Raw genomic sequence first — 24,841 nt, forward strand, 5'->3', positions numbered from 1 at the left:
CCTTGTTCTCGGGGAGCAGCGGGATCCGCGGTGGGCCGGCTGATCCGGCGCCGGATCCGCCGGACGCGGCCGTGACGGCACCCTCGCCGCCGCGCCGTGGCACCCGCAGCGCGTGCCCGCTGCGGGACGTGCTCACATTTGCCGGATTCAGTAACGCCATGATGATGGTCCCCCAGTTCCTCAAGCTGCCGGTGCCCGCTCGTTGTCGCGGCCGGCGGCATCCGTGTTGCCCTTGTCCACGCTCGTCGTCGGCGGTCGGCTCCGCCGGGAGGACCCGTCGGTGCCCGTCGCTGCCCGTCGGTGAGGCGATCCCGGTTGACCTGGCACCGTTGCGACCTGCGACTGTTGCTCAACTCCGACTACAAGGCGTGCTTGCGAAGTTGCATTGTGGCATCAGATGGACTGCCTGGTTGGGCTGGGAGGAATCAGACCACGGTGTAAACCAAAGATGGCTTGGCTCAATGGGGCGTCATGGTTACTCAAAGTGCTGAAGTGAGGATGCTCAGACCTTGCCGCCGCCGCGCCGGTGGGAGTCCGGTCAGCGGCCGGATCTGCGTGTTCTCCGGCCGTGGCGGTGCGATCCGGTGTCGGGGTGGTGTCCCGCGGCCCGTGGGCGGGAGTCTCTCGCGATCACGCTCGGTTGCCGGTCGGCAACCAGGGAGACCACAGCGAGTCGCGGCCGTCGCCGGCCGCGGGTGGCCTCGGACATGAGGGTGACCCCGGACATGAGGTTGGCCCGGTGTCGCGGTCGGGGGGACCGCGACACCGGGCCTCGGTGAATATCAGCTGGGGGATGGCGGGCAGGGTGGGCGGGCGTCCGCCCGGCCCGCTCGACGGGGCAGGGGGCTCAGGCGGTGGCCGGCACCTGCTCGTGGCTCTCGATCGTCACGGCCACCGCGTGCACGACCGAGGCGACCCGGATCGCGTCCTGGATGGCCTCGCGCGACACCCCCCGCCCACGCAGCTCGTGCTCATGGGCGGTCAGGCACATGCCGCAGCCGTTCACCGCCGACGCGGCCAGCGACCAGAGCTCGAAGTCGACCTTGTCGACGCCGGGGTTGGCGATGGCGTTCATCCGCAGCCCGGCGCGCATCCTGGAGTACTCCTTGTCCTCCAGCAGGTGCAGCGTCCGGTAGTACACGTTGTTCATCGCCATCAGCGCGGCGGCCGTGCGAGCCGCCTTGGCGGCCTCGGGGCTGAGGTGCTCCAGCGCCTCGGCCTCGAGCTCGGTCAGGGTGGTCGCGCCGCGGCTGGCGATCGCCGACGTCAGAACGGTGCCCCACAGCTGCTGGTTGTTCAGCTGCGACTGGGAGGTCACCGAGCCGAGGTTGAGGCGCAGGTCCTTGGCGTAGTCGGGAAGCAGCTCCCGCAGCCGGGCGACTCCCATTACGCCGCGACCTCCGCCGCCGCACCCAGGGTGGCCTCTCCCTTCTGCCAGTTGCACGGGCACAGCTCGTCGGTCTGCAGCGCGTCGAGTACGCGCAGCACCTCGGCCGGGTTCCGGCCGACGCTGCCGGCGGTGACCATGACGAACTGGATGACGCCGTCCGGGTCGATGACGAAGGTCGCCCGCTGCGCGACACCGTCGTCGCCGAGCACCCCGCAGGCCACGGCGAGCTCGCGCTTGATGTCGGACAGCATTGGGAAGGGGAGCTCACGCAGGTCGGAGTGGTTCTGCCGCCATGCGAGGTGGACGTACTCGTTGTCCGTCGAGACGCCGAGGATCTGCGCGTCGCGGTCGGCGAACTCGGAGTTGAGCCGGCCGAAGGCGGCGATCTCGGTCGGACAGACGAAGGTGAAGTCCTTCGGCCAGAAGAACACGACCCGCCACTGACCGGTGCGGCTGGTGGAGGTCTCCTGGACGAACGCGGTGTCGGGGTCGCTCGACACGACGCCGGTCAGGTCATAGGCGGGGAACACGTCGCCGACGGTCAGCACCTGGATGATCTCCTTTCGGTGTGCCCCGGAGTGGGACACGGGCTCCACTCTCGCGATCGGGGACTCAGAAGAGAAATCGAAAGATTCGGCAAGTCTGATAGCTTCTCTCTATGACTCAACCTCAGCCCACGCTCGCTCAGCTACGAGCCCTCGTGGGTGTCGCGGATCACCGGCACTTCGGTCGGGCCGCGACCTCGCTGCACGTCAGCCAGCCGACGCTGTCGAGCGCCGTCGCCGCGCTGGAGCGCACCCTGGGCATCCAGCTCGTCGAGCGGACGACCCGCAGCGTGCTGCTGACGCCGGTGGGGGAGGAGATCGTCCAGCGGGCGCGCGGGGTGCTCGGGGCCGTCGACGACATCGCCCAGCTCGCGGTGCGCGCGCGGGCGCCGCTGTCGGGCGACATCCGGCTCGGCGTCATCCCCACGGTGGCGCCCTACCTGCTGCCCCAGCTGCTGCCGTCGCTGCGGGCCCGCCGGCCGGAGGCGCGGCTGCGGCTGCGCGAGGCGCAGACGTCCGCGCTGCTGGAGGAGCTGCGCGGCGGCTCGCTGGACCTGGCGCTGCTCGCCCTGCCGACGGACGAGCCCGGGGTGGCCGAGCTGCCGCTCTACGACGAGGACTTCGTGCTCGTGACGCCCGTCGACCACCCGATGGCCGGCAGCGCCGCGCTGCCGGTCTCCTCCCTGTGCGGCCGGGACCTGCTCCTCCTCGAGGACGGCCACTGCTTCCGGGCGCAGGCCCTGGACGTCTGCCGCGAGGCCGGGGCACGCGAGCGCAGCGCGCTGCGCGCGGCGAGCCTGTCCACGATCGTGCAGATGGTCGCCGGCGGCCTGGGGCTGACGCTGATCCCGGCGGCGGCGGTGGGCGTCGAGGTGGGGGAGGGGCGCGGCCTGGCGACGGCGACCTTCCGTGACCCGGCGCCGCGCCGGCGCATCGGCCTCGCCTACCGGACGACCTCGGCCCGGGTGGCGGACTGGACCCTGCTCGCGGCCGAGATCCGCGAGGCGCTGCCCGGCACGGGCCTGGAGGTCACGCCGGTGCCCGCACCCGAGCGGACACCGGCTCCCGTCGGCTGACCCGGCCCGCCCGGGTCGACCGCGGCTGCTCTCCGTGACGCCCGGCACGCGGCCGAGGCCCGCCCGCCGCCGCCCGCGCTCCGCCGGGCCTCCGCCCCGCCATGCCTCGCCCTCCGCGCGGTCCCAATCGGGATGGGAAACGTTGTGATCTCCGTGCCTGAATACCGTTTCCGTGGCCTGGAGCCGTTGCCGCGACGGTAAATCGGCCCGCGTTTGCGCGGGCGGTGGCTATTCGCCGGAATCGTCTCGCGTACCGCGCGTGGCCGGGTCAGCCGGTGCCCGCGCGGGCCGGATCGTCCGGTATCCGAAACCGGCCGGTGGCCCCGCGTCCGGGCGCCCTGGCGATCCGTGGCCGTCCGGTGGCCGATCCGTGGGCTGCTCCGTGGCTGATCCGTCGCGACGCCCGTGGCGATGGAATGTGTGCCGCGGTGACCCCGGCGGAACCGTCGCGCGGGGTTCGGCCGGGTGCGTACCCGGCCGCCCGGAACATGCGCCGCGAGCAGGCAGGACGTGCTGCGCATGGGTGTTTCATCACGGTTTTAACAGGTTCCCTGTGGGTACCACAGCCGTGCCGGCCCAGGGGTGGACGCGTGCTCCGGCCGGCGCGCAGGGCGTTGCCCGCTCCCGGCTCCGGCCGCGTGAGCGGTGGCCGTCCGCGGATTCGGCCTGCATGGAACCGCCATGCGCGGCCGACCGCGCAGGATGAGGTACGGAGCCGACGTGAACATCGAGGACGGCGGCGCGGCCGCGGCGCGGGCGATTTCCGTGCCGGGCGCGGCACCATCGGAGACCGCTCCCGAAGAATTCCGATTCACGGCGACCTGTGACACACTCAGGACATATCGCCGTAACCCCTCGGGCCTAGTGTAGGTATTCATGAGCGACGCGCGGATCGCGGCCGTCGGTGTTGAAGAAGAATTCCACATTCTCGATCTCGCTACCAGGCAGCTGGTACCCCGCGCGGAGGAGATTCTGCGCGGCCTCCCCGACGACCAGTTCTCCCCGGAGCTGCTGCGCTCCGTGGTCGAAACCAACAGCCGGCCCTGTACCGACCTCTCCGACCTCCGGACGGACCTGCTCGACCTGCGCCGCCGCCTCGCCGCGGTCGCCGAGCCGCTGGGCCTCGGCCCCGCCGCGGCGGGAACGGTGCCGATCGTCGACATGTCCGTCCTCGACGTCTCGCGGGACGCGCGCTACATCCAGATGACCGAGGAGTACCAGCTCCTCGCGCGCGAGCAGCTCATCTGCGGCGCCCAGGTCCACGTCGACGTCGCCGACCGCGACCTGGCGATGGCCGTCACCGCCTGGGTGGCGCCCTGGCTGCCGATGCTGCTGGCGCTGTCGGCGAGCTCGCCGTTCTGGCGCGGCGCCGACAGCGGCTACGCGAGCATGCGGACGATGGTCTGGCAGCGCTGGCCGACCGCCGGCGTGGCCGGGCCGTTCCGCACCGCCGCCGAGTACGACCAGCTCGTGGCGGACCTGGTGAAGTCCGGTGTCATCAGCGACCCGGGCATGGTCTACTTCGACGTCCGGCCGTCCGCGCACCTGCCCACCGTCGAGCTGCGGATCTGCGACGCCTGCCCGGACGTCGACAACGTCATCCTGATCGCCGGCCTGTTCCGGGCGCTGGTGTGCCGGGCGATCGAGGCGGTCGAGGCGGGCGCACCGGCTCCGCCGCCGCGCGCCGAGCTGCTGCGCGCGGCGACCTGGCGCGCGGCCCGCTCCGGCATCGAGGGCGACCTCGTGGACCTGTCGGGCACCGGCAGCATGCCGGCAGAGGAGCTGCTGCGCCGGCTGCTCACCGAGGTCCGTCCCGACCTGGAGAAGGTCGGGGACTGGGACCTGGTGCGTGACCTGGCCGAGGCGGCGGTGGGGCGGGGCAGCGCCGCGTCCCGCCAGCGCCGGGCTTTCGCCCGCCGCGGCCTGCTGACCGACGTCGCGGACCTCGTGCTGGCCGAGACTCGCGACTCGCCGGCGTCGGCGGTCCACCCGCCGGGCACCGTCCCGTCGGCGGGAGCGGGGGCAGCGCTGCCGCCGCTGCTGGACCGCTACCAGCCGTCCGGGTTCGACGAGGTCATCGCCGAGGGCGGTGGCGTCCGGCCGCACTACCGCGGCGTGGTGCGCACCCTGGACCGCCTCGGCCCGGCGGTGCTCGCCGAGCGCGGCGAGGCCATGCAGGCCGAGCAGATCGAACGCGGCGTGGTCTTCCGGGTGAACGGCGAGTCCGAGCGGCGCCCGTTCCCGTTCGACCTGGTTCCGCGGGTCGTCACCGCGGGCGACTGGGAACGCCTGCAGGCCGGGCTCACCCAGCGCGTGCGGGCACTGGAGGCGTTCCTGCGCGACACCTACTCCGAGCGCGCCGCGGTCGCCGACGGGGTGATCCCGGCCTGGCTGGTGAACGACTCGCCGGGGCTGCGCCACTCCGGTCGGGTCCTCTCCGGCGACGGGTCGCCGCGCTCCGGCGGCGTGCGGGTGACGGTGGCGGGCATCGACCTCGTCCGCGGCGCCGACGGCAAGTGGCTCGTGCTGGAGGACAACCTGCGGGTGCCGTCCGGGATCGCCTACGCGATCGAGGGCCGGCGGCTGACCCGGTCGGCGCTGCCTGAGCTCAACCCGCCCGGCGCCATCCTGGGGGTGGACGCGGTGCCGGCGCTGCTGCACGAGGCGCTGGTCGCAGCCGCCCCGCCGGCGGTGCGCGGCGAGCCCGCCGTCGCCGTCCTCACCGTCGGCGAGGAGGACTCCGCCTACTACGAGCACACCTTCCTCGCCGAGGAGATGGGGGTGCCGCTGCTGACCCCGGCCGACATCCTGGTCGACGACGACGTGCTCTACGCCGTCGACGGCGGGCGGCGGCGCCGGATCGACGTCCTCTACCGGCGGGTGGACGAGGACGAGCTGACGGGGCTGCCGGGCGCTGACGGGCTGCCACTGGGCCCCGGGCTGCTGCGCGCGGTGCGGGCCGGCACGCTCGCGCTGGCGAACGCGCTGGGCAACGGGGTCGCCGACGACAAGGTCGTCTACGCCTACGTCTCCCGGATGATCACCTACTACCTGGGTGAGCAGCCGCTGCTCGACGACGTCCCGACCTATGTGTGCGGTGACCAGGAGCAGTGCGCGCACGTCCTGGAGCACCTCGAACAGCTCGTCGTGAAGCCGGTGGACGGCTACGGGGGCTCCGGGGTGGTGATCGGCCCGCAGGCCGAGCCGTTCGAGCTGACCGAGGTCCGCGAGCGGATCCTGGCCGACCCGCGGGGCTGGATCGGCCAGGAGATGGTCGCCCTGTCGACCCATCCCACCTGGGTCGACGGTGAGCTCCAGCCGTGCGCGGTCGATCTGCGGGCCTTCGTCTACGCCGGCCGCGAGACGGCGGTGGTCGCACCGGCCGCCCTGAGCCGGGTCGCGCCGCCGGGCAGCCTGATCGTCAACTCGTCCCGGGGCGGCGGGTCGAAGGACACCTGGCTGCTGCGTCCCTGAGCGTGCCCGACGGCCGGCGGTCCCCTGGGCCGCCGGCTGTCGGCGTTCTGGCGGCACCCGCCGTGCGGCCGCGCGTCGGCGTGCGAGCGGGCGGCGGCGGGCCGCCGGGCACGTGGGTGTAGCCGGTTGTGGCGGTTGGTGGCGGATTGGCAGGTTCCGCGACCGGCGCTGTCGCGCACCGCAACATCCTTGTCATTGTGGTGAAACCTTGGCCGTCGAATGTGGTCCTCGGCATGGCACCGCGCCACCCGTCGTCATCGCGGGGCATCCGCCCCGTCGGTCCCGGCGGGTCCCCGGAACCGGGTGGGCGGACGTCGTCGAGGAGGGGAAGAACGGCCGTCTGACCAACCGATCGACGGGAGCTGGACCATGTGCGGGCTGAGCGGGGAGCTGAGGTTCGACGGCCGTGAGGCGGACGTCGCCGCGGTGGGGCGGATGACCGCCGCAATGGAGGCGCGGGGCCCGGACGGGGTCGGGCTGTGGGCCACCGGCCCGGTGGCGTTCGGCCACCGTCGGCTGAAGATCATTGATCTGTCGGAGCGGGGCGCCCAGCCCATGGTCGACACCGCGCTCGGCCTCACCGCGGTGTTCAACGGTTGCATCTACAACTACCAGGAGCTGCGCGACCGGCTCGTCGACGCCGGCTACCGCTTCTTCTCCACCTCCGACACCGAGGTGATCCTCAAGGCGTACCACCACTGGGGCCCCCGGTGCGTCGACCACTTCGCCGGCATGTTCGCCTTCGCCGTGTACGAGCGCGACACCGGCCGGCTCGTCCTCGTCCGCGACCGGCTCGGGATCAAGCCGCTCTACGTGACGCGCGACCCGCACCGCCTGCGGTTCGCCTCGACCCTGCCGGCCCTGCTCGCCGGCGGCGGGGTGTCCTCCGACATCGACCTGGTCGCCTTCCACCACTATCTGTCGTTCCACTCGGTGGTCCCGCCGCCGCACACGATCCTGGCCGGCGTGCGCAAGCTGCCGCAGGCCACCATCCGGACCGTCGAGGCGGACGGCACGACCCGCGACGAGGTCTACTGGCGGCCCGACTCCACCCGTCAGGAGGAGCACGCCTCCTGGACGGCGGACGACTGGCGGGACGCGGTCGGCGAGCGGCTGCGCACCGCCGTGCGCCGGCGCATGGTCGCCGACGTCCCGGTCGGGGTGCTGCTCTCCGGCGGCCTGGACTCCAGCCTCATCGTCGCGCTGCTCGCCGAGGCCGGCCAGCGTGACCTCGCCACGTTCAGCGTCGGTTTCGAGGCCGCCGGCGGCGAGTCCGGCGACGAGTTCCACTACTCGGACATCATCGCCCGCCGCTTCGGCACCGACCACCACCAGATCCGCGTCCCCGGCGACCGGCTGCTGCCGGCGATCGACGCGGCCGTCGCCGCGATGAGCGAGCCGATGGTCAGCCACGACTGCGTCGCGTTCTACCTGCTCTCGCAGGAGGTGGCCCGGCACGTCAAGGTCGTGCAGTCCGGCCAGGGCGCGGACGAGGTCTTCGCCGGCTACTCCTGGTACCCGCCGCTGGCGACCGTCCCGCGCGGCGACGCCGTCGACGCCTACCTGCGGGTGTTCGCCGACCGGCCGCACGCCGAGCTGCCGGCGATGGTCGAGTCGCACCACCTCATCGAGGGTGACGCCAGTCGGCACTTCGTCGCCGAGCGGTTCGCCGAGCCCGGCGCCGAGACCTCGGTCGACGCCGCGCTGCGCATCGACTCCACGGTGATGCTGGTCGACGACCCGGTGAAGCGGGTCGACAACATGACGATGGCGGCCGGCCTGGAGGCCCGCACGCCCTTCCTCGACCACGAACTCGTCGAGCTCGCCGCCGCGTGCCCGCCCGAGCTGAAGCTCGCCTCCGGCGGCAAGGGCGTGCTCAAGGACCTCAGCCGGCCGCTGATGCCGGTGGACGTCATCGACCGGCCGAAGGGGTACTTCCCGGTGCCGGCGATCCGCCACCTCGACGGCCCGTTCCTCGCCCGGGTCGCCGACGCGCTGACCGACCCGGTCGCCCGGAGCCGCGGGCTGTTCCGCAAGGACTGGGTCGACGAGATGCTCGCCGACCCGAACTCGAACCGTACGACGCTCGGGGCGAACGCGCTCTGGCAGGCCGCCCTGCTCGAGATGTGGCTGCAGACACAGGGGGTGTGAATGATCCGTCCGGTCGAGTCGGCGCTCACCGGCATCCCGTCCCGGACCGCCGCGGCGCGGTCTGAGACCACCGCGGCACCGGCTGGCGCCCTGCCGGCCGGTGCCGTCCCGGTCCAACCGGTGGACTCGCCGGTCCCGGGAGCGGCCGAGCCGCCGCTCCCGGCACCGCGGGACCTGGTGGACGAGTGGGCCGCGCCGCCGAGCGTGCGCGGGCCCTCACCCGGCCCGGACGGCTCGATCGTCTTCGTCGGGGACGCCACCGGACGCCCGGCCCTGTGGGTCCGCGCGGCCGACGGGACGGAGCGGGTCCTCGACACCGGCCCGGCGCACGTCCGGTCGGCGCTGTGGTCCCCGGACGGCGCCTGGATCGCGATCACCGTGGCCCCGGGCGGCGGGGAGCACACCGAGGTCCACCTTGTCCGCCCGGACGGCACGGCGGCGCACCGGCTGGCCGGTGGCGTCCGGCCCGGCACGGCGGGAGCCGTGGAGGCGTGCGCGGCCACGGTCTCCCGGTGGGCGGCGGGCGGCCGGCTGCTCGTGGTCACCGAGTCGGCCCGCTCCGGGCTGACCCACGCGGTCGCCGTCGACCCGGCCGGCCACCGCCGCCACCTCGCGGTGGGGCTGGCCCTGCAGGTCTGCGCCGTCCACGAGACCGCCGACCGGTGGCTGCTGCTCCTGCGGGAGGGCCCGCGGGGCGCCCGGCGTGTGCTGGTGGCCCGGGTGGACGCGCCCGACCCGCTGGCACCGGCCGCCGCCCCGCTCGAGGCGTTCCCGCTCAACGACGAGATGGCCGGCGGAGCGGCCGGCAGCGGGGGGACCGCCGGAGGGGTCGCGACCGAGGCGTTCGAGGTCGCGGGCGGCACCGCCACGGCCGTCTCAGGCACCTTCGCCGCGGACGCCTCGCGTGCCCTGCTCGCCTGCGACCTGGGCCGCGAGCGGCCGGGCCTGCTCGAGGTGCCCCTGGACCCGCACGGCCGGCCGGGGCCGACCCGACTGCTGGCCGGCCGGGACGACGCGGACCTGGAGCGCTTCCTCCTCCTCGCCCCGGCCACGGCCGTGCTCGGCTGGAACGTCGGCGGGCGCACCGAGCTCGCCGTCCACAGCCTGGACGACGGGACGTCGCGGGCCCTGCCGCCGCTGCCGCGCGAGGTGGTCACCGGCCTGCTCCCCGGGCCCGGCGGGGCGAGCCTGCTCCTGGCGCTGGACGGCTCCACCGCCCCCGGCGAGGTGTGGACCTGCGACCTGACCGGCACCGCGGCGGGCATTCCGCCCGGCACCGCGTCGGACGCCCCGGACGGCACCTCGGCGGGCACCTCGGACAGCGGCGTGCCGGCCTACCGCTGCCTGGTCTCGCACACGCCGACGGCGTACCCCACCGTCGAGATCACGGCCGTGGCCGCGAGCGGGACGCACACTGCGGGCCCGGGTCCGGGCCCGGACCCGGCGGGGGCGCCCGAGGTGCCCGGCGGGACGGAGGACGTGGGCTACCGGTTCGTCCGCCCGATCGCGCGCCGGTTCCTCGCGCACGACGGCCTGGAGCTCACCGGCTGGTGGTACCGCCCGCGGGTGGCCCCGGGGCCGGTGCCCACCCTGCTCTACTTCCACGGCGGCCCGGAGGCGCAGGAGCGCCCCGTCCTCAACCCGCTCTTCCACGCGCTGCTCGCCCGCGGCATCGCCGTGTTCGCGCCGAACGTGCGCGGCTCCACCGGGTTCGGTCGCTCGTTCGAGGAGGCCGACCACCTGGCCGGCCGCTTCGCCGGCATCGCCGACGTCGCGAGTGCCGTGACGCACCTGGTCACCGAGGGTCTGGCCGCGCCGGGCCACATCGGCGTGGCCGGCCGGTCCTACGGCGGGTACCTGACACTGGCCGCGCTGGTCTGCCACCCCGAGCTGTTCGCCGTCGGTGTCGACGTGTGCGGGATGGCCGATCTGGAGACCTTCTACCGACACACCGAACCGTGGATCGCCGCGCCGGCGGTCACCAAGTACGGCGACCCGGCGACCGACCGTGACCTGCTACGGGCGCTGTCGCCGCTGCACCGGATGGATGCGCTCGCGGCCCCGCTGCTGGTCGTGCACGGGGCCAACGACACCAACGTCCCCGTGTGTGAGGCCGAGCAGACCGTCGCCGCGGCCCGGGCCCGCGGGATCCCGTGCGAGTACCTGCTCTTCGAGGGCGAGGGTCACGAGGTCGCCGAGCGCGCGAACCGGCTGGTGTTCGTCCGCGCCGTGGTGGAGTTCGTCGCGGCCCGCCTGACCGGCGCGCAGACGCCGGCGGACACCCTCGGCGAGGCCGTCCGACCGATCGAGGCCGTCTGACCGAATCGAGGTCGTCTGACCGATCGCGCCCGCGGCGGTCGGCAGCGGTTGGCGCCGGTCAGCGGCGGACGGACGGGCCGGTGGGCTGGTCCGCTCGTGCGCGTTCCAGCAGGAGCAGCTCGCCGGCCTCCTCGTCGTGCGCCCGGCCGATCACCGACAGGCCCAGCCGGCGCGCGACGCTGACCGACGCGTCGTGCGCCGGCGGGACGACGGCGAGCACCCGCCGGACCCGTGGGTCCTCGAACGCCCAGTCGAGCAGCAGCCGCCCGCCCTCGACCGCGTACCCGCGCCCGGCGAACTCGGGGTAGGTGGCGTAGCCGAGCTCTACGGTGCCGTCCGCGTCGGGCGGGCCGGACAGCGCCGGCGACCCGACCGCGGCCCCGGTGGCACGGTCGACGGCGAGCCAGGCCCACCAGCCCAGCTCGGCCGGGCTGGCCGCCAGGCGGTCGCGCGTCCGGGTGAGTGCGCCCTCCTCCAGCGGGGGAGCCGCCAGCGGGTCGGGGAAGACCGCCCCGGTGGCCCGCTGCGCGCCCGCGCGGTCGCCGCCGAGCAGCGCTCCCAGCGCCTCGACGGTCAGCGGCCGCAGGCACAGCCGCGGCCCGTTCAGCACCGGGCCGCCCCCGCCGACCGGCGCCGGGCCGCCTGCGCCGGGACGGGGTGAGCCGGGACAGTGTGGGTCGGCCGTCGACAACGCTGCTCCTGAAGGCATCCTGGGGTCTCTCTGTGTACGCCCGTCCGGTGTGGGCGGGCCCGCGTGACCGGCGCCGATCTCCCGGTCGCGCTGGGGACCCTAGCCGGGGGGTCCGACAGTTCGCGAGGCGTTTTCGGCCCGGGCGGCGTGTCCGAGCCACCGGACGAGTGCCGCGTCTCGGGCGCCGCACCCGGCGGGATGTACGCCGTCCACACAGCGCCGTCCACACATCACGCCATCGAGCTGTAACAATGCGTAATGTGAAGATAGAGGAGCTGGAGGCCGAACGCACCTGGCTGGCTTTCGATCCCATGCGGCAGCTGCGTCCTCATCTGACCTCGACCGGGTTCGTCAAGCTGGTGAACGAGGTGCAGCGTCCGCAGGGGTACCGCCTGGTGGGGTCGTGGGACGGCGAGACCGGGAGGGTCGTGGCGGCCGTCGGCTTCCGGGAGAGCAGCTCGCTCGCCTACGGCCGGCACCTGCTGGTGGACGACCTGACGACGATGCCCGGCATGCGCGGGCGCGGGCACGCCACCCGGCTGCTCGCCTGGGTCGAACGGGAGGCGAAGCGCCTGGGCTGCGCCCAGATCCACCTGGACGCCGGTACGCACCGCCACGAGGCCCACCGCCTCTATCTGCGCAACGGCTACATCATCCCGTCGTTCCACTTCGCCCGCCGCCTCTGAACCCTCCCCGCCGGCTCTGAGCTTCTCCGTCGGCTCCGGCCCCTCCGCCGTCGTGTGTCGCCCGTCCTGTCCCGGTGCCCCGCCGTCCTCTCCCGCCATGGCGCATGATCATCGCGACCGGGGGGTGAAACCTGCTGTTAGCTGCACAAGCTCACCACCCGGCACGCGAGAACCACGACGTGCGAGAGGCGAGGCGGCATGACCAGGCGCTACCAGGCGCTACCAGGCGCTCACATGCAACGGTGCGGTTAGCCCCCGGACGAACTGACGGGCCAGCTCCGTCGCCGGGGCCGGCACCGGCGATCTACCGTCGGCACAGACGGTCCTGACCCGCCCGTCGGGCCCGGGCCCGACGGGCGGACGCGGCAGCGGACGGAGCAAAGGTGAGCGAGGTGCAGGTCGGCGCGTCGGCGGCACCAACGCCGGATGGGCCGGCGGGACGGTCGGACCAACCGGCCGCCTCGCCGCCCGTGGCGATGGTGCCCGGAACAGCGGTGCCCGGAACAGTGGCGCCCGGAACAGCGGCGCCCGGAACAGTGGCGCGTGGGGTGCGTCGGGCGCTCGTGGACGCCGCGCGGGCGACCTACGGGCCGGCCGGCTGGACCGCCACCATCTTCGTGGCCCAGTCGGCGGTGGTCGCCACCGTGGCCTTCGTCGTGGTCCTCGTCGCGATCGCCGCCGGCATCCCGATGATGTTCGTGGCGCTTCTCGGCCTCCCGCTGGTGTGGTTCGCCCTGTTCAGCGCGCGGATGGCGGCGGTCGTGGACGCCTGGCGGTTCCGGGTGGTGCTCCGCCAGCGGCTGTGGCTTCGTCCCCCGCCGGGCTCGGTGCCCCCCGGGACGCCCCCCGCCGACACCCCGAGCTGGTTCCGCCGCGGTTGGCTCCGGCTGCGCGGCCCGGGGAACTGGCTGGAGGTTCTCTACGCCCTGGTCATCCTGCCGCTGTTCGGCTGGCTGGGCGCCTGGGTGGTCTTCTGCGCGTGGGGCGGCGGGCTGTCGTTCCTGATGTTCCCGCTGTACGGGCACGCGCTCGCCGACGGCGGCCGGGTCTTCGGGATGAACCTGGGCTACGGCGGCTCGCTGGCGTTCCACGTGGGCGTCGGGCTGGTCGTCCTGCTCGCCGCGCCGTGGATCGCCCGCGGGGTGGTCGCCGCGCACCTCGCGCTGGCGCGGCTGGTGCTCTCCCCACCGGGCGATCCCGAGCTGCTGGCCCGGGTGGACGACCTGGAGTCCAGCCGGGCCGGGATGGTCGCCGCGGCCGCCGCCGAGCGGCGCCGCATCGAGCGGGACCTGCACGACGGCGCCCAGCAGCGCCTCGTCGCCGTCGCGATGACCCTGGGCCGCGCCCAGGCGCGCTTCGCCGACGACCCGGACGGCGCCCACGGGCTCATCGCCGAAGCCCACGCGGAGACCAAGCGGGCGCTGGTCGAGCTGCGGGACCTGGCCCGCGGGATCCATCCGTCCGTGCTCACGGACCGCGGGCTGGACGCCGCGCTGTCGGGCCTCGCCGCCCGCTCCCCGGTACCCGTCACCCTCGACATAGAGGCCACACCGCGGCCGGACATCTCGACCGAGTCGGTGGCCTACTTCTTCGTCGCGGAGGCGCTGACCAACATCGCCCGCCACGCGCAGGCCCGGCACGTCCGCATCGCCGTGCGCCGGGCCGGGAACCGGCTGACGGTCGAGGTGTCCGACGACGGGCGGGGCGGGGCCAGGGAGGGCGCCGGCTCCGGGATCGCCGGCCTGCGTGACCGCGCCCGCGCCGTCGACGGCGCGTTCGAACTCGTCAGCCCGCCCGGTGGCGGGACGACCCTGCGGATGGAGCTGCCATGCGGGGACGCGACATGACCGGGGCCGGCCGGCCCGGGGCGGTGACCCGGTGAACATCATGATCGCGGAGGACTCCGTGCTGCTGCGGGAGGGGCTGACCAGGCTCCTCGAGGAGGACGGCTGCACCGTCACCGCCGCGGTCGGGGACGGCGAGAGCCTGCTGCGGGCGGTCGCCCGGATCCAGCCGCAGGTGTGCGTCGTCGACGTCCGCCTGCCGCCGACCTTCACCGACGAGGGCATCCGCGCCGCGCTCGTCCTGCGCCGGCAGTGGCCGGACATCGCGGTGCTCGTGCTGTCCCAGTACGTCGAGGAGCGCTACGCCGTCGACCTGATCGCCGGGCAGGCACGGGGAGTCGGCTACCTGCTCAAGGACCGGGTTTCCGACGTCGCCGACTTCCGCGAGGCGCTGCACCGGATCGCCGCCGGCGGCACCGTGCTCGACCCGGAGGTCGTCACCCAGCTGTTGCTCCGCTCGCGCCGGCGGGACCCGCTCGCCAGCCTGACCAGACGGGAGTCCGAGGTGCTGGCGCTTATGGCGCAGGGCCGGTCGAACACCGCGATCGCGGCCGCGCTCATGGTCACCGAACGGGCGGTCGAGAAGCACGTGACCGGCATCTTCACCAAGTTCGATCTGGCCCCGGCCGAGGACGACCACCGTCGCGTGCTCGCCGTCCTGCGCTTCCTGGACTCCGCCGCCGCCGCCGGCGGAGTCGGCGGCGCCGGCGCCCGCGGCGAGCGGCCGGCCCGTCCGGCGGGCGCGCGGGCGAGCACGGGGCGCGGCGATGTCTGAGCCGGGCCGGCGGGCCGCGCTCGCCGTCGGCGCGCTGCTCGCCGTCGTGGGCACCGCGGTCTGCGGCGTGCAGACCGTCGACGAGACGTCCGGCGAGGTGCGGCGGGTGGAGCACCGGGTGTTCTCCGGTGACGTCCAGATGGTCCGGGTCCACACCAACTCCGGCCGCATCCAGATCGCGGGCGCTGCCGGGCGCGTCGTCGACGTCGAGGGCAGTCTCGCCGGGACGGTCTCCGTCCCGGCGATGTCGGCCGAGGTCCGTGACGGCGTCCTCACCCTCGACGCCGACTGCGGCGGGGGGTTCTGGGACTGCGAGGCGTCGTTCGCGGTCCGCGTGCCGGCGGGCATCCGGGTGGTCGCCGAAACGGGCTCCGGCGAGGTCGAGGCGACCAACCTGCTCTCCGCGGCGACACTGCGCAGCGGATCCGGGACTGTCCGGGTGGACGGTGCCCGTGCCCAGCTGACGATGTCGACGGCCTCGGGGAACCTGCGCGCGGTCGGCGTCACCGCCACCGAGGTCGACGCGTCCACGGCGTCGGGGAACGTGCGCATCGAGCTGGCCACCGCCCCCGAGGACGTCTCCGCGCACTCGGCGTCGGGCAACGTGCGGATCACCGTGCCGGACGACGGTGAGGTGTACGCGACCGAGGTCCACACCGGGTCGGGCAACACCCTGGTCGGTGTGCGAACGGACCCGTTGGCGACGCGCCGCCTGCGCGCGTCCACCAGCTCGGGGAACGCGGAGATCGACTACGCCGACCCGACCTGACCGGCCGGATCGGCGTAGCGGCCGGCCCGCCTACCGGTAGTCCTACTGGTAGGACTACCGGTAGGCGATGTCGGACGGCGTGTAGCGGCAGTACGTCCCGTCCGCCCCGCTGCCCGTCTTCGTCGGCTCGGAGCCGCTGCTGTTGCCGGTGTAGCGGTCGCAGATACTGATCTTCCGGCTGCTGTCGCCGACGATGGTGACGCCGGACAGCTGGGCGGAGTCCCCGTAGTTCGTGTTGACGCCGACCAGCGTCTTGCCCGGCGCCGTCACGGTGACGTTGCGGACGACGACGTGCCGGGCGTACTGCTTCGAGCAGTTCCCGCACGACCGGTACAGCTTGCCGAAGTCCTGCACCTGGAAGTTCTGGATGACCATCGTGCCGGGCCCGTTGTGCTGGAACACCTTGTCCGAGGCGCCGCGGGCCCCGCCGCCGTCGATGGTCATGGTCTGTGCCGCGGACGTGCCCTTGAACGTCGCCGCGTCCTCGCCGACGTCCTCCCACCACACGTTGCGCAGGGTGCAGGTGCCCTTGCAGTGGATGCCGTCCGCGGCCGGCGACCCGATGATCACGTTCTGGACCGTTCCGCCGTCGGCCACCTCGAAGATCGGGTCCTGGCCCTCCTCCTGGCCGCCGTCGCTGACGCCGGAGTAACGCTTGAGGTCGCCGTCGAACGTGCCCGTCACCGAGATGGTGCTGCTGACGTCCACGTCCGCGGTGGCGCGCGGCCAGCTCGGCAGCGGCCCCTGTGACGCGGGCGCGCCCGGGCTCGCGGAGGTCGTCGGCCCTGCGGTCGGTGCGGTGGTCGGGCTTGCGGGGGCCGACGGTCCGGCGCTCGGCGTCGCGGTGACCGGCGGCGCCGACGGCGACGGGCTACCCGGCCCGGCTGTCGGTGTCTGCGTGACCGGAGCGGTCGGGCCCGCGGTCGGCGAGGACGTCGGTGCCGGAGCGCCCCCGCCACCCACCGGGGTGCCGTCGAACGGCTGGCACCCGGCGAACAGCGTGCCGGCCCCCAGGGCCAGCGTCGCCATCAGGACGGGGACGCCCCACCCGGCCCGCGGACGCGCTCTGCGTGCCGGGCCGGCCGGTGCCGCCTCCCCGCTCGAGGTCGATTCCCCCCGGTACGTGTGTCTGGTGCTTGTTCGGCGTGCCACCAATGTCGTCCTTTCAGCGGCGGCCACCAGCCGACCCGTCTTCGCCCCTCCTCGGTGGATGCCGCTCTTCCGACGCTTCCACCCGAACTGTCGCTGTGGGGGGGTCGGAAGGTTGCTCTCGGCGTCGCCACTTTCCGCACAACACAGAATGCTCGCGGTCACCCGGCGGGTTGAAGGAGCCTCGGGTCGTCGATCGACGATGAACTCGATGAGTTCTCGCGCCGGAACGGGTCTGCACAGTGAACCGCTCGTCGCGTGGAGTCCTGAGCAGGCATGACCCAGATATGCCAGAAACCCGCCACGAGATGATCTTGAGTGTCTGACGGGTCGCTCACGGCGCCGAGGCCGCGGTGGTCTGGTCATCTCCTGCTCCCGCAGATGGAGGACCATGGACAGCATGGAGTCGTCGGTGACGCCCACGCCGCCGATGGTCTTGCCGCGCTTGCGGGCGCTCTCGTGGCCTTCGAGGGTTCGGTCGCGGATGTACTCGCGTTCCAACCGGCTGTTCCACTGCGGTCGCGGTGTACGACCTCGGCGTCCGGACGCAACGTCAGCGTCCATCCGCATCATGACATTCTGGTCGCGGCACGTCGCCGAGATCCTCGTCCTGGTTCCGCGCTGTTCGACCAACATCTTCAGTGGTCTTCGGGCTGGGCGTGGGGCTGACCGTCGAGAAGGACAGCTATTTGACCTCAAGGTCAAAATACTGTTAGGTAGCGCCATGGGTAGGCCGAAGCAGTTCGATCCGGACGTGGCGGTGGACCGCGCGATGGGCGTGTTCTGGCGCAAGGGGTACGCAGCGACGACGCCTCAGGACCTCGTGGACGAGATCGGCATCGGCAAGGGCAGCCTGTATAACACCTTCGGCAGTAAGCATGCATTGTTCGAACGGGCGCTGGCGCGCTACCAGGACTCGCAGGCCGAGTGGCTGGAGGCACTCCTCGACCATCCCGGTTCGACGAAGGACCGGCTGCGGGGCGCGCTGGAGGCACTGGTCGAGCTCGACTTGGGCGATCCGGATCGGCGCGGCTGCATGGCGGTCAACACCGCCGCCGAGTCGGCTCCCTCGGACGCCAAGACGGCTGACACTGTGCGCAAGATGTTCGCGCGTACGGAGAGTGCGTTCCGGGCGACCGTCGAGGAAGGCCAGCGGGCCGGCGAGATCGACGGCGGCCGTGACGCGGCGGCGGTGGCCGCCTGGCTGCTCGCGACGGTGATCGGCATGCGAGTACTGGCGAAGACCGCCGAGAATCCCACGCAGTTGAGGCGGGTCGTGGACGCGGCGATGGGGTCGCTCTAATCAGTGTTATCGCCCGGCGCCCCTTTTTTTGTGGACGTGTTTTGTACCTATAGTTCAAAAATCTGCAAGGAGTCTGACATGGAGCTCAATCTCGTCGGCAAGACAGCGGTCGTCACCGGGGCCAGCCGAGGTGTCGGCCTCGCGATCACATGGCAGCTCATCGCAGAGGGGGTCCGCGTAGTCGGTGCGGCCCGCACGATCACGGCCGAACTGAAGGATGCCGGCGCCCACCCGGTCGCGGTCGACCTCAGTACGCCGGAAGGCGCCGAGGAGTTGGAGGCGCAAGCGCTTGCCGAACTCGGCGGCGTGGACATCCTGGTCAACAACCTCGGCGGCGGAGACGCGTTCACCCTGAACGGGTTCCTCGCGACCGACGACGCCCTATGGGCGCAAAGCTTCGAGGTCAATCTGTTCGGCACGGTCCGGGTCACCCGACGACTGCTGCCGAGCATCCTGGAACGCCGCGGCTCGGTAGTGAACATCTCGTCGATGAGCGCGCGCCTGCCCGGCACGGGCCCGATCGAGTACGGCGTCGCAAAGGCGGGCCTCAACGCTTTCGGCAAAGCGCTGTCCGAGGAATTCGGACCCCAGGGCGTACGCGTGAACACCGTCTCCCCCGGCCCGACGCGTACCGGCATGTGGGAGGACGCTGACGGCTTCGGCGCCCGCCTCGCCGAGGCGAACGGCGTCGGGCACCGCGAGTTCGTGTCCGGGGTGCCCATGGCGATGGGCATGACCACCGGCCGCATGGTCGAACCCGACGAGGTCGCGGCCGTCGTCGCCTTCCTCGCCTCGGACCGCGCGGCAAGCATGACCGGCGCCGACTACCTCATTGAGGGCGGTGGCATCAAGACGGTGTGAGGCGCACGACGGGGGGACACTGGCATACGTTCGGGACCCGGCCTGCAGGTCTTGGGCGAATGCCGGTGGCCGCCTACGCGTCCTCCGTTTCCTGGTCGCCAGCCGGGTCGTGGAACGGCCGCAGCCCGCCGGCGGTGTCGGCGCTGGCCCAGCGTCCGCACTGCTCAGCGGGCATAGAGTGATTCTTCGGTTAGGGACTGGTCGGTGGCATCCACCGGAGTGCGTGGGCCTCACCGAAGCGGCGGATGTGCGCGGTCAGGTACGGCGAGATGTGGGCGAGATCTTCGGGGGCGATGACGTGGCCCTCCTCCTGGAGCTGGCGCACGATCTCGGCGATGTCCAGGGCATTGTGGAAGATGGCCGCGTTGGCGGCCAGGGCGTTGAACTTCGCGGTCTTCTCGTGCTCACCGACAACGACCCCGGCCAGGTGGCCGGGAGCCGTGACCGTGCCAGACTGCGGGCGTGAGCATCGCGGCGGTGAGTCGGTGGACGGGCGCGGCGGGCCTGGCGGGAGCCGGGGTCCTCCACGCGGCCTGGGGCACCGGGTCGAGCTGGCCACTGGCCGACCGGGCGGCGCTCGCCGACGCCGTCGTCGGCCGGCCGGCCGTGCCCGGCGCCGGTCAGTGTTTCGCCGTCGCGGGTGCGCTGGTCGCGGCGGCCGCCGTCGTCGCGCACCCGCCCCGCCGCATACCGCGCCTGGACGCCCCGCACCGCGCCGGCGTGACCGGCGTCGCCGTGGTGCTCGCGAGCCGTGGGCTGCTGGGAGCGGCCGGCCGGACCGACCTGGTCTCCCGGGACTCCGTCTCCGACCGGTTCCGCAGGCTGGACCGACGCTTCTACTCGCCGCTGTGCCTGGGCCTGGCGGGCCTGTCCGCCGCCGGCGTCCTGCTCGACCGCGCGGACGCCGCCCAGGACGCGGCGCCGGCCGGCTAGGAGCTCGTCCGCGTTGCTGGTCGGAACAAGGCTCCCGGGTAGCTGCGACGGGGCCCCGTCGGTTACCGCAGCATCGAGCTCCCGAAGGCGCGCACGGCGTTCACGGCCCCGGCGAGGGCGACGGGATCGACGGTCAGGCCGGCGATGATGCCGTCCACCTCGCGTATCCCGGCGCGGTCCAGCAACTGCTTCTCGTTGGTGACCCATTCGCCGCGCGCGGCGAGGATCGCGTGCGCGTACTCCGACGCGGCGACCGCGAGCAGACCCGCACACTGGGCCGAGCGCCCATACGGTACGTGGTTGCGCTCGGCATACCCGAGGGTCAGCGCCGCCCGGCCGGACCAGACCGGCGGTGCCGAGCGGCGCAGCGCCTCGGGATAGGCCGGCCTGGGCAGCGATCCGAACAGCACCCGGTTGACCGCGAGTTCGCCGACCACGAGACAGCTGGGGATGCCGGCCAGATGGAACATCAGCGGCTCGATGCGGAACTCACCGCATTCGGCCCTCGTGAGCTGCTCCTCCACGACGGCGAGATCACGGTAGTGGACGTCCACGGATCGGCCGGCGATGGTCAGCCACGCGCCGCCGTTGAACACACCACCGCCCCAGCCGCCGACCTCCGATACCGCACCCTCGTGACCGAGGTCTCGGAGCGTGCGGGTCGAAGCGGTCGCGGTAGTAGATCGCGAAGTCCCAGTCGCTGTTCGCTCGCTGGGTTGCCTGGGCGCGCGAGCCACCGAGCGCCACCGCCTCGACGGCGGGCAGGCCGATCAGATCCCGGGCCACTTCGTCGAGGAAACGATCATCGTTCATGGTGCTCACCCCGTGTGGTGACCGGCCCAGTCCGGCAGACGCCGGCCGGGACCCGGCCGGCATCCGGCACGGCCCGGTCGGCACCAGACCGTGGCCCGGTCAGAACCAGCCGCGGCGCGCGCCGAGGGCCTGCAGCTGCTGGTGCAGCGCGCCGGCGAGCTGGTGGCGGTCGGTGTCGTGGTGGCCGACCCGGAACCGGCTGAGCTGGTCGCCGCCGGAGGAGAGCAGCCCGCCGCGGCGGTCCGCCTCCAGGACGATGTCCATCCCGTTGCCGTCGACGAGGAAGGTGACCTCCAGCTCCTTGATCCGCCGGGCGTACTCGCCGGACGGCTTGAGCTCGATCTCCTGGTAGAAGGGTAGGTCGGAGCCCTGCAGGCGGCCCTTCTCGACGTCCGCGGTGTGGAAGTGGAAGCCCAGGTCGCCGAGCGCGGCGAGCACCGCCTCCTGCACGGGCAGCGGGTGCACCGACACCGGGTCCAGGTCACCCGGGTCCAGCGCGCCGGGGATCGACAGCGTCGTCCGCACGCCGATCTTCATCCCGCGCAGGTGCCAGCCGGCGACGTCCGTGATCGGCGTCTGCCACGGCACCGGCAGCTCGAAGCGCCCGGACTGCTCCTGCCCGGGCTGGATGACGAAGCCGCCGCCGATCTGCTGCGTACCGAAGGTCACCTGCTCGTACCAGGTGGAGTCGTCGGTCTCGACCTCGACCGTCGCCTCCAGCGCGACGAGCACCTTCTCGATCTCCTGCTCGACCTTGCCACCCTTGATGGTGGTCAGTCCGGTCACCACTGCGCCGGGCAGTGCGTCCGGACGGTCCAGCACGGTCTCCACCTCGGCGGCGCCGACCCCGAGCCGCGACATGAACCGCTTCATTCCCATCCCTCTTCAACCCTTTCGTTCGAGAGTCCCGATCGTCCCGTGGCGGGCAGTGACGATCCCACAGCCCCACACTCCGCCCCATAGCTGTAGCAGGTGCACGCCGCCCCGCCGCCTCGCGTCGCCGAACAGACACCCCTGCCGCGCCCCGGACGTCCCCCGTCCCACAAACGTCACCTGGCCCGGAACGGCGGGCTCTGGCTGACGGTGGATGGTTTTCCGGTCGGGTGTCCCGACGCGCTCGGTCCGTCCTGATGCGATCGCCGAGGATGCCGTGAACGTGGCGTCGAAGGCTCGACATGATGGATTTCTCGTCCCTCCTGGGGGACCGTGTCGCTATGGGGCGAGCAAGCGCGCGACGCCGGGTCATGCGGGTGACTCTGGGGGCGGAGCCGACGCTTCGGCCCGACACCGTCGTCGGGGAGGAACCGCTCGAGATCCGGGTCGGCGGCCAGCCCCTGGCGGTCACCATGCGGACCCCGGGCGACGACATGGACCTCGCCGTGGGCTTCCTGATCGGGGAGGGCCTGATCGCGACCGCCGCGGACGTCGCGGGCATGCGCTACTGCGCCGGCAGCGAGGGCGCCGTCGACGGCGAGGGCCGGCTGACCTACAACGTGCTGGACGTGACCCTCGCCCCCGGCGTGCCCGAGCCGGAGGTCGACCTGCGGCGGAACTTCTACACCACGAGCTCGTGCGGGGTGTGCGGGCGGGCGAGCATCGACGCCGTGCGGCTGCGCGGGCGGTACGAGATCCGCGACGACCCGCTGCGCATCACCGCCGAGGTGCTCGTCGACCTGCCGGGACGGCTGCGCCGCGCGCAGCGGCTGTTCGCGACGACCGGCGGCCTGCACGCCGCCGCCCTCGCCGACGCCGACGGCGAGGTGCTGGCGGTGCGCGAGGACGTCGGCCGGCACAACGCGGTCGACAAGGTCGTCGGGTGGGCGGCGCGGGCGGGGATGGTGCCACTGCGGGGGCTGGTGCTGCTGGTCAGCGGCCGGGCGTCGTTCGAGCTGGTGCAGAAGGCGCTGCTGGCCGGGATCCCGGTGCTCGCCGCGGTGTCGGCGCCGTCGGCGCTCGCCGTCGACCTGGCGGAGGAGTCCGGGATGACGCTTGCCGGGTTCGTCCGCGGGTCGTCGATGAACCTCTACGCCGGGACGCACCGGGTGATCCTGCCGGCGGTCGCCGCGGCCCGGTGAGATCCCGTCCCGGGATGGGATCTGGGCATGTCGGAAGCGGACGAAGGGGACGAGGTCGCCGGGCCGTCCGAAGCACCGGATAGCATCCTCAACCGTGACCTGCATCGTCGGTGTGGAGCACGACGGACGGGTCGTGATCGGGGGAGACAGCGCCGGCGTAGCCGGCTGGTCGATCACGGTCCGGGCGGATACGAAGGTCTTCCGCAACGGCGAGTTCGTCATGGGCTTCACGGACTCGTTCCGGATGGGGCAGCTGCTTCGGTACAGCCTCGTCCCGCCCGTGCCGCACAGCTGGGACCTCGACCGCTTCATGGCGACCGAGTTCGTCTCGGTCGTCCGTGACTGCCTGCGCGACGGCGGTTTCGCCCGCAACGACGCCGGCAACGAGTCGGGTGGGCTGTTCCTCGTGGGTATCCGGGGGCAGCTGTACCGGATCGACTCCGACTACCAGATCGGCCGCACCCTCGACAACTACGACGCGGCGGGCTGCGGCGAGGAGTACGCGCGCGGGTCGCTGCACAGCACGGTGGGGGAGGAGCCCGAGGAACGGGTCCGCAAGGCCCTGGAGGCCGCCGCCCACCACTCGACCGGGGTCTGCCCGCCGTTCCACATCCTCTCCGACGACGCTCACGACCCCGGCGAGCACGGCGGTCAGCCACTCATGTAACCCGGTGCCGGCCCGCTCACAGCCGCGATTGCCTGAGCCGCGGCTCAGGCAATCGCGGTCGGTGGTCAGGGGCGGCGCATCCGCTCCGCCGCGACGGCCGCCCACGAGGCGGGGCCGGTCAGCGGCTGGAAGTTCTCCGCGGCCGAGGTCAGCGCGTCGTACTCGGCGTCGGTCAGCTCGATGTCGGCGGCCGCCGCGTTGCTCTCCACCTGGGCCACGCTCGACGCCCCCGGGATCGCGACCACCGACGGATGGTGGATCACCCACGCCAGCGCGATCTGTGACGCGCTGGCGCCGTGCGCCGCCCCGACCTCGCGCAGCGTGTCCAGCAGGGGCGTCAGCCGGGCCAGGTTCTCGGTGAGAAACAGCGGGTTCGCCATCCGCACGGCGCCGGTGGGCCGGCTAGTGACGTCGTAGCGCCCGGAGAGCAGGCCCTGCGCCAGCGGGCTGTAGGCGATGATCAGGCGTCCCTCCCGGCGGGCGTACGGCAGCAGGTCACGCTCCGGCTCGCGGCGCACCAGGCTGTACTGGACCTGGTTGGACAGGACGCGGTCACCGAGCGCGGCCTCGGCGGCGCGCCAGCGCTCGAGCGAGTAGTTGCTGACCCCGACCTCGTCGACGAGGCCGACCCGGCGCAGCGCGGCCATCCCGCGCATCGTCGTGCCGTCCCGGACGACGGGGTTGGGCTGGTGCACCTGGTACAGGTCGATCGTGCGCACGCCGAGCCGGTTGGCGCTGCCGACCGCGCGCTGCTCGACGACCGGGGCCAGCGGCAGCACCGGGAAGATCTTGGTGGCGACGAACGCCTCCTCGGGTGCCACGGCCGTCTCGACGATCGACTTGTCGGTTCCCGGGTGCACCCCGTCGCCAGGGGCGGCCGCCAGCGCCTGGCCGAGAATGCGTTCGCTGCGCCCGAAGGCGTACATCTCGGCCGTGTCGAACAGCGTCACGCCGAGTTCCAGGGCGCGCCGGACGATCAGGGCCGCGTCGGTCTGTGCGTAGGCGGAGCCGTAGCCCCACTCCCGCGAGCCGAACTGCCAGGTCCCGAGCCCGATCTTGGAGATCTTCTTCGTGGTGGAGACGCCTGCCGCGTAGCGCATGAGAACAGTCAACGCCAGACGCGTACCCGGGGTGAGGGCAGAGTCCGTTGTGTCATGCCAACCGTCCGGATTCCCCGCCGCGCTGTGTGTCCGCGGTCCGACAGGCCTTCGGGCACATACAGGTTCTGCCGTGGGCCGTCCGGGCTGCTAGTTTCCGGACAGTCCGGTTCGTGCGGGTGCGGTCGGGCCACGCGCGCGACGCTCGCGCGCCGATTCAGCC

At 73.0% G+C, this 24,841-nt stretch carries 21 protein-coding genes; 13 read left to right on the forward strand and 8 right to left on the reverse strand.

From position 1 onward, the window contains the following. Nucleotides 1-847: 847 nt before the first annotated feature. Entirely contained in the window at nt 848-1,387 is a 540-nt protein-coding gene (gene ahpD, locus AC559T_RS30125; protein ID WP_498870846.1) for an alkylhydroperoxidase, AhpD family, read from the reverse strand. Beyond that, nucleotides 1,387-1,938: a peroxiredoxin gene (locus AC559T_RS30130; protein ID WP_498870847.1), complete on the reverse strand. Its 552-nt coding sequence runs from the start codon at nt 1,936-1,938 to the stop codon at nt 1,387-1,389. Before AC559T_RS30130 ends, ahpD begins: the two co-directional genes overlap by 1 nt. A 110-nt stretch (nt 1,939-2,048) precedes the next feature. Between AC559T_RS30130 and AC559T_RS30135 the strand changes: the two genes are divergently transcribed. The 4 genes from AC559T_RS30135 to AC559T_RS30150 all read left to right on the forward strand — a co-directional run bounded on the left by AC559T_RS30135 (nt 2,049) and on the right by AC559T_RS30150 (nt 10,955). After that, nucleotides 2,049-3,011 carry a LysR substrate-binding domain-containing protein gene (locus AC559T_RS30135; protein ID WP_071066807.1) on the forward strand — a complete coding sequence of 321 codons (963 nt, stop codon included), beginning with the start codon at nt 2,049-2,051 and terminating at the stop codon, nt 3,009-3,011. A gap of 876 nt (nt 3,012-3,887) precedes the next feature. Then, nucleotides 3,888-6,485: a glutamate--cysteine ligase gene (locus tag AC559T_RS30140; RefSeq protein ID WP_498870848.1), complete on the forward strand. Its 2,598-nt coding sequence runs from the start codon at nt 3,888-3,890 to the stop codon at nt 6,483-6,485. 369 nt (nt 6,486-6,854) lie between these two features. After that, nucleotides 6,855-8,636, forward strand: coding sequence for an N-acetylglutaminylglutamine amidotransferase (locus AC559T_RS30145; protein ID WP_071066809.1), 1,782 nt, complete (start codon nt 6,855-6,857; stop codon nt 8,634-8,636). Continuing rightward, on the forward strand, nt 8,637-10,955 hold the full coding sequence (locus AC559T_RS30150; protein ID WP_498870849.1) for a S9 family peptidase: 2,319 nt from the start codon (nt 8,637-8,639) through the stop codon (nt 10,953-10,955). It begins immediately after the preceding gene. Between the two features lie 58 nt (nt 10,956-11,013). Here the strand turns inward: AC559T_RS30150 and AC559T_RS30155 are convergent, their stop codons facing one another. Next, nucleotides 11,014-11,646, reverse strand: coding sequence for a GNAT family N-acetyltransferase (locus AC559T_RS30155; protein ID WP_498870850.1), 633 nt, complete (start codon nt 11,644-11,646; stop codon nt 11,014-11,016). A 260-nt stretch (nt 11,647-11,906) separates the two neighbouring features. Here AC559T_RS30155 and AC559T_RS30160 point away from each other — a divergent pair, with 260 nt between their 5' ends. The 4 genes from AC559T_RS30160 to AC559T_RS30175 all read left to right on the forward strand — a co-directional run bounded on the left by AC559T_RS30160 (nt 11,907) and on the right by AC559T_RS30175 (nt 15,720). Continuing rightward, the gene (locus tag AC559T_RS30160; RefSeq protein ID WP_041255763.1) at nt 11,907-12,332 is read left to right on the forward strand and encodes a GNAT family N-acetyltransferase; all 426 of its coding nucleotides are present in this window, start codon (nt 11,907-11,909) and stop codon (nt 12,330-12,332) included. A gap of 548 nt (nt 12,333-12,880) precedes the next feature. Next, nucleotides 12,881-14,179 carry a sensor histidine kinase gene (locus AC559T_RS30165; protein ID WP_112105395.1) on the forward strand — a complete coding sequence of 433 codons (1,299 nt, stop codon included), beginning with the start codon at nt 12,881-12,883 and terminating at the stop codon, nt 14,177-14,179. Nucleotides 14,180-14,210: 31 nt separating this feature from the next. Beyond that, complete coding sequence (locus tag AC559T_RS30170) at nt 14,211-14,951, forward strand: response regulator transcription factor (protein WP_498870851.1); 741 nt, start codon at nt 14,211-14,213, stop codon at nt 14,949-14,951. Beyond that, nucleotides 14,944-15,720 (forward strand): DUF4097 family beta strand repeat-containing protein, encoded by a 777-nt coding sequence (locus AC559T_RS30175; protein ID WP_112105396.1) that lies wholly within the window; start codon nt 14,944-14,946, stop codon nt 15,718-15,720. The genes AC559T_RS30170 and AC559T_RS30175 overlap by 8 nt, the downstream gene beginning before the upstream one ends. A gap of 54 nt (nt 15,721-15,774) precedes the next feature. Here the strand turns inward: AC559T_RS30175 and AC559T_RS30180 are convergent, their stop codons facing one another. After that, entirely contained in the window at nt 15,775-16,749 is a 975-nt protein-coding gene (locus tag AC559T_RS30180; RefSeq protein ID WP_498870852.1) for a pectate lyase, read from the reverse strand. A 691-nt stretch (nt 16,750-17,440) separates the two neighbouring features. On the opposite strand from AC559T_RS30180, the gene AC559T_RS30185 reads away from it, so the two are divergent. Together AC559T_RS30185 and AC559T_RS30190 are read left to right on the forward strand one after the other, a co-directional pair. Further along, on the forward strand, nt 17,441-18,172 hold the full coding sequence (locus AC559T_RS30185) for a TetR/AcrR family transcriptional regulator (RefSeq protein WP_498870853.1): 732 nt from the start codon (nt 17,441-17,443) through the stop codon (nt 18,170-18,172). 78 nt (nt 18,173-18,250) lie between these two features. Beyond that, nucleotides 18,251-19,033 carry an oxidoreductase gene (locus tag AC559T_RS30190; RefSeq protein WP_071066815.1) on the forward strand — a complete coding sequence of 261 codons (783 nt, stop codon included), beginning with the start codon at nt 18,251-18,253 and terminating at the stop codon, nt 19,031-19,033. Between the two features lie 190 nt (nt 19,034-19,223). Here the strand turns inward: AC559T_RS30190 and AC559T_RS30195 are convergent, their stop codons facing one another. Next, a complete protein-coding gene (locus AC559T_RS30195) occupies nt 19,224-19,592 on the reverse strand; it encodes a Tn3 family transposase (protein ID WP_498870854.1) in 369 nt (122 codons plus the stop codon). On the opposite strand from AC559T_RS30195, the gene AC559T_RS30200 reads away from it, so the two are divergent. Continuing rightward, the gene (locus tag AC559T_RS30200; RefSeq protein WP_498870855.1) at nt 19,496-19,966 is read left to right on the forward strand and encodes a DUF3995 domain-containing protein; all 471 of its coding nucleotides are present in this window, start codon (nt 19,496-19,498) and stop codon (nt 19,964-19,966) included. The genes AC559T_RS30195 and AC559T_RS30200 overlap by 97 nt on opposite strands. Before the next feature lie 62 nt (nt 19,967-20,028). On the opposite strand, the gene AC559T_RS30205 is transcribed toward AC559T_RS30200, so the two are convergent. Further along, nucleotides 20,029-20,562, reverse strand: coding sequence for a DNA polymerase beta domain-containing protein (locus AC559T_RS30205; RefSeq protein WP_498870856.1), 534 nt, complete (start codon nt 20,560-20,562; stop codon nt 20,029-20,031). A gap of 316 nt (nt 20,563-20,878) precedes the next feature. Then, nucleotides 20,879-21,658 carry a sporulation protein gene (locus AC559T_RS30210; protein ID WP_498870857.1) on the reverse strand — a complete coding sequence of 260 codons (780 nt, stop codon included), beginning with the start codon at nt 21,656-21,658 and terminating at the stop codon, nt 20,879-20,881. A 335-nt stretch (nt 21,659-21,993) separates the two neighbouring features. On the opposite strand from AC559T_RS30210, the gene fdhD reads away from it, so the two are divergent. Both fdhD and AC559T_RS30220 read left to right on the forward strand, forming a co-directional pair. After that, nucleotides 21,994-22,854, forward strand: a complete 861-nt coding sequence (gene fdhD / locus AC559T_RS30215) for a formate dehydrogenase accessory sulfurtransferase FdhD (RefSeq protein WP_020459906.1) — start codon at nt 21,994-21,996, stop codon at nt 22,852-22,854. A gap of 94 nt (nt 22,855-22,948) precedes the next feature. Continuing rightward, on the forward strand, nt 22,949-23,521 hold the full coding sequence (locus tag AC559T_RS30220) for an Ntn hydrolase family protein (protein WP_112105400.1): 573 nt from the start codon (nt 22,949-22,951) through the stop codon (nt 23,519-23,521). Between the two features lie 65 nt (nt 23,522-23,586). On the opposite strand, the gene AC559T_RS30225 is transcribed toward AC559T_RS30220, so the two are convergent. Beyond that, nucleotides 23,587-24,621, reverse strand: a complete 1,035-nt coding sequence (locus AC559T_RS30225) for an aldo/keto reductase (RefSeq protein WP_112105401.1) — start codon at nt 24,619-24,621, stop codon at nt 23,587-23,589. Nucleotides 24,622-24,841: the final 220 nt, after the last annotated feature.

Origin of the sequence: Frankia sp. Hr75.2 (assembly GCF_949319125.1) — a bacterium.
In the GTDB taxonomy this organism is placed as follows: domain Bacteria; phylum Actinomycetota; class Actinomycetes; order Frankiales; family Frankiaceae; genus Parafrankia; species Parafrankia soli.

Excerpts from the sequence above, each read along its gene's own strand:
- ahpD (WP_498870846.1), bottom strand. The coding sequence starts at position 1,387 with ATGGGAGTCGCCCGGCTGCGGGAGCTGCTTCCCGACTACGCCAAGGAC.
- AC559T_RS30135 (WP_071066807.1), top strand. The coding sequence starts at position 2,049 with ATGACTCAACCTCAGCCCACGCTCGCTCAGCTACGAGCCCTCGTGGGT.
- AC559T_RS30140 (WP_498870848.1), top strand. The coding sequence starts at position 3,888 with ATGAGCGACGCGCGGATCGCGGCCGTCGGTGTTGAAGAAGAATTCCAC.
- AC559T_RS30145 (WP_071066809.1), top strand. The coding sequence starts at position 6,855 with ATGTGCGGGCTGAGCGGGGAGCTGAGGTTCGACGGCCGTGAGGCGGAC.
- AC559T_RS30150 (WP_498870849.1), top strand. The coding sequence starts at position 8,637 with ATGATCCGTCCGGTCGAGTCGGCGCTCACCGGCATCCCGTCCCGGACC.
- AC559T_RS30175 (WP_112105396.1), top strand. The coding sequence starts at position 14,944 with ATGTCTGAGCCGGGCCGGCGGGCCGCGCTCGCCGTCGGCGCGCTGCTC.
- AC559T_RS30180 (WP_498870852.1), bottom strand. The coding sequence starts at position 16,749 with ATGGCGACGCTGGCCCTGGGGGCCGGCACGCTGTTCGCCGGGTGCCAG.
- AC559T_RS30185 (WP_498870853.1), top strand. The coding sequence starts at position 17,441 with ATGACATTCTGGTCGCGGCACGTCGCCGAGATCCTCGTCCTGGTTCCG.
- AC559T_RS30190 (WP_071066815.1), top strand. The coding sequence starts at position 18,251 with ATGGAGCTCAATCTCGTCGGCAAGACAGCGGTCGTCACCGGGGCCAGC.
- AC559T_RS30210 (WP_498870857.1), bottom strand. The coding sequence starts at position 21,658 with ATGGGAATGAAGCGGTTCATGTCGCGGCTCGGGGTCGGCGCCGCCGAG.
- fdhD (WP_020459906.1), top strand. The coding sequence starts at position 21,994 with ATGGGGCGAGCAAGCGCGCGACGCCGGGTCATGCGGGTGACTCTGGGG.
- AC559T_RS30225 (WP_112105401.1), bottom strand. The coding sequence starts at position 24,621 with ATGCGCTACGCGGCAGGCGTCTCCACCACGAAGAAGATCTCCAAGATC.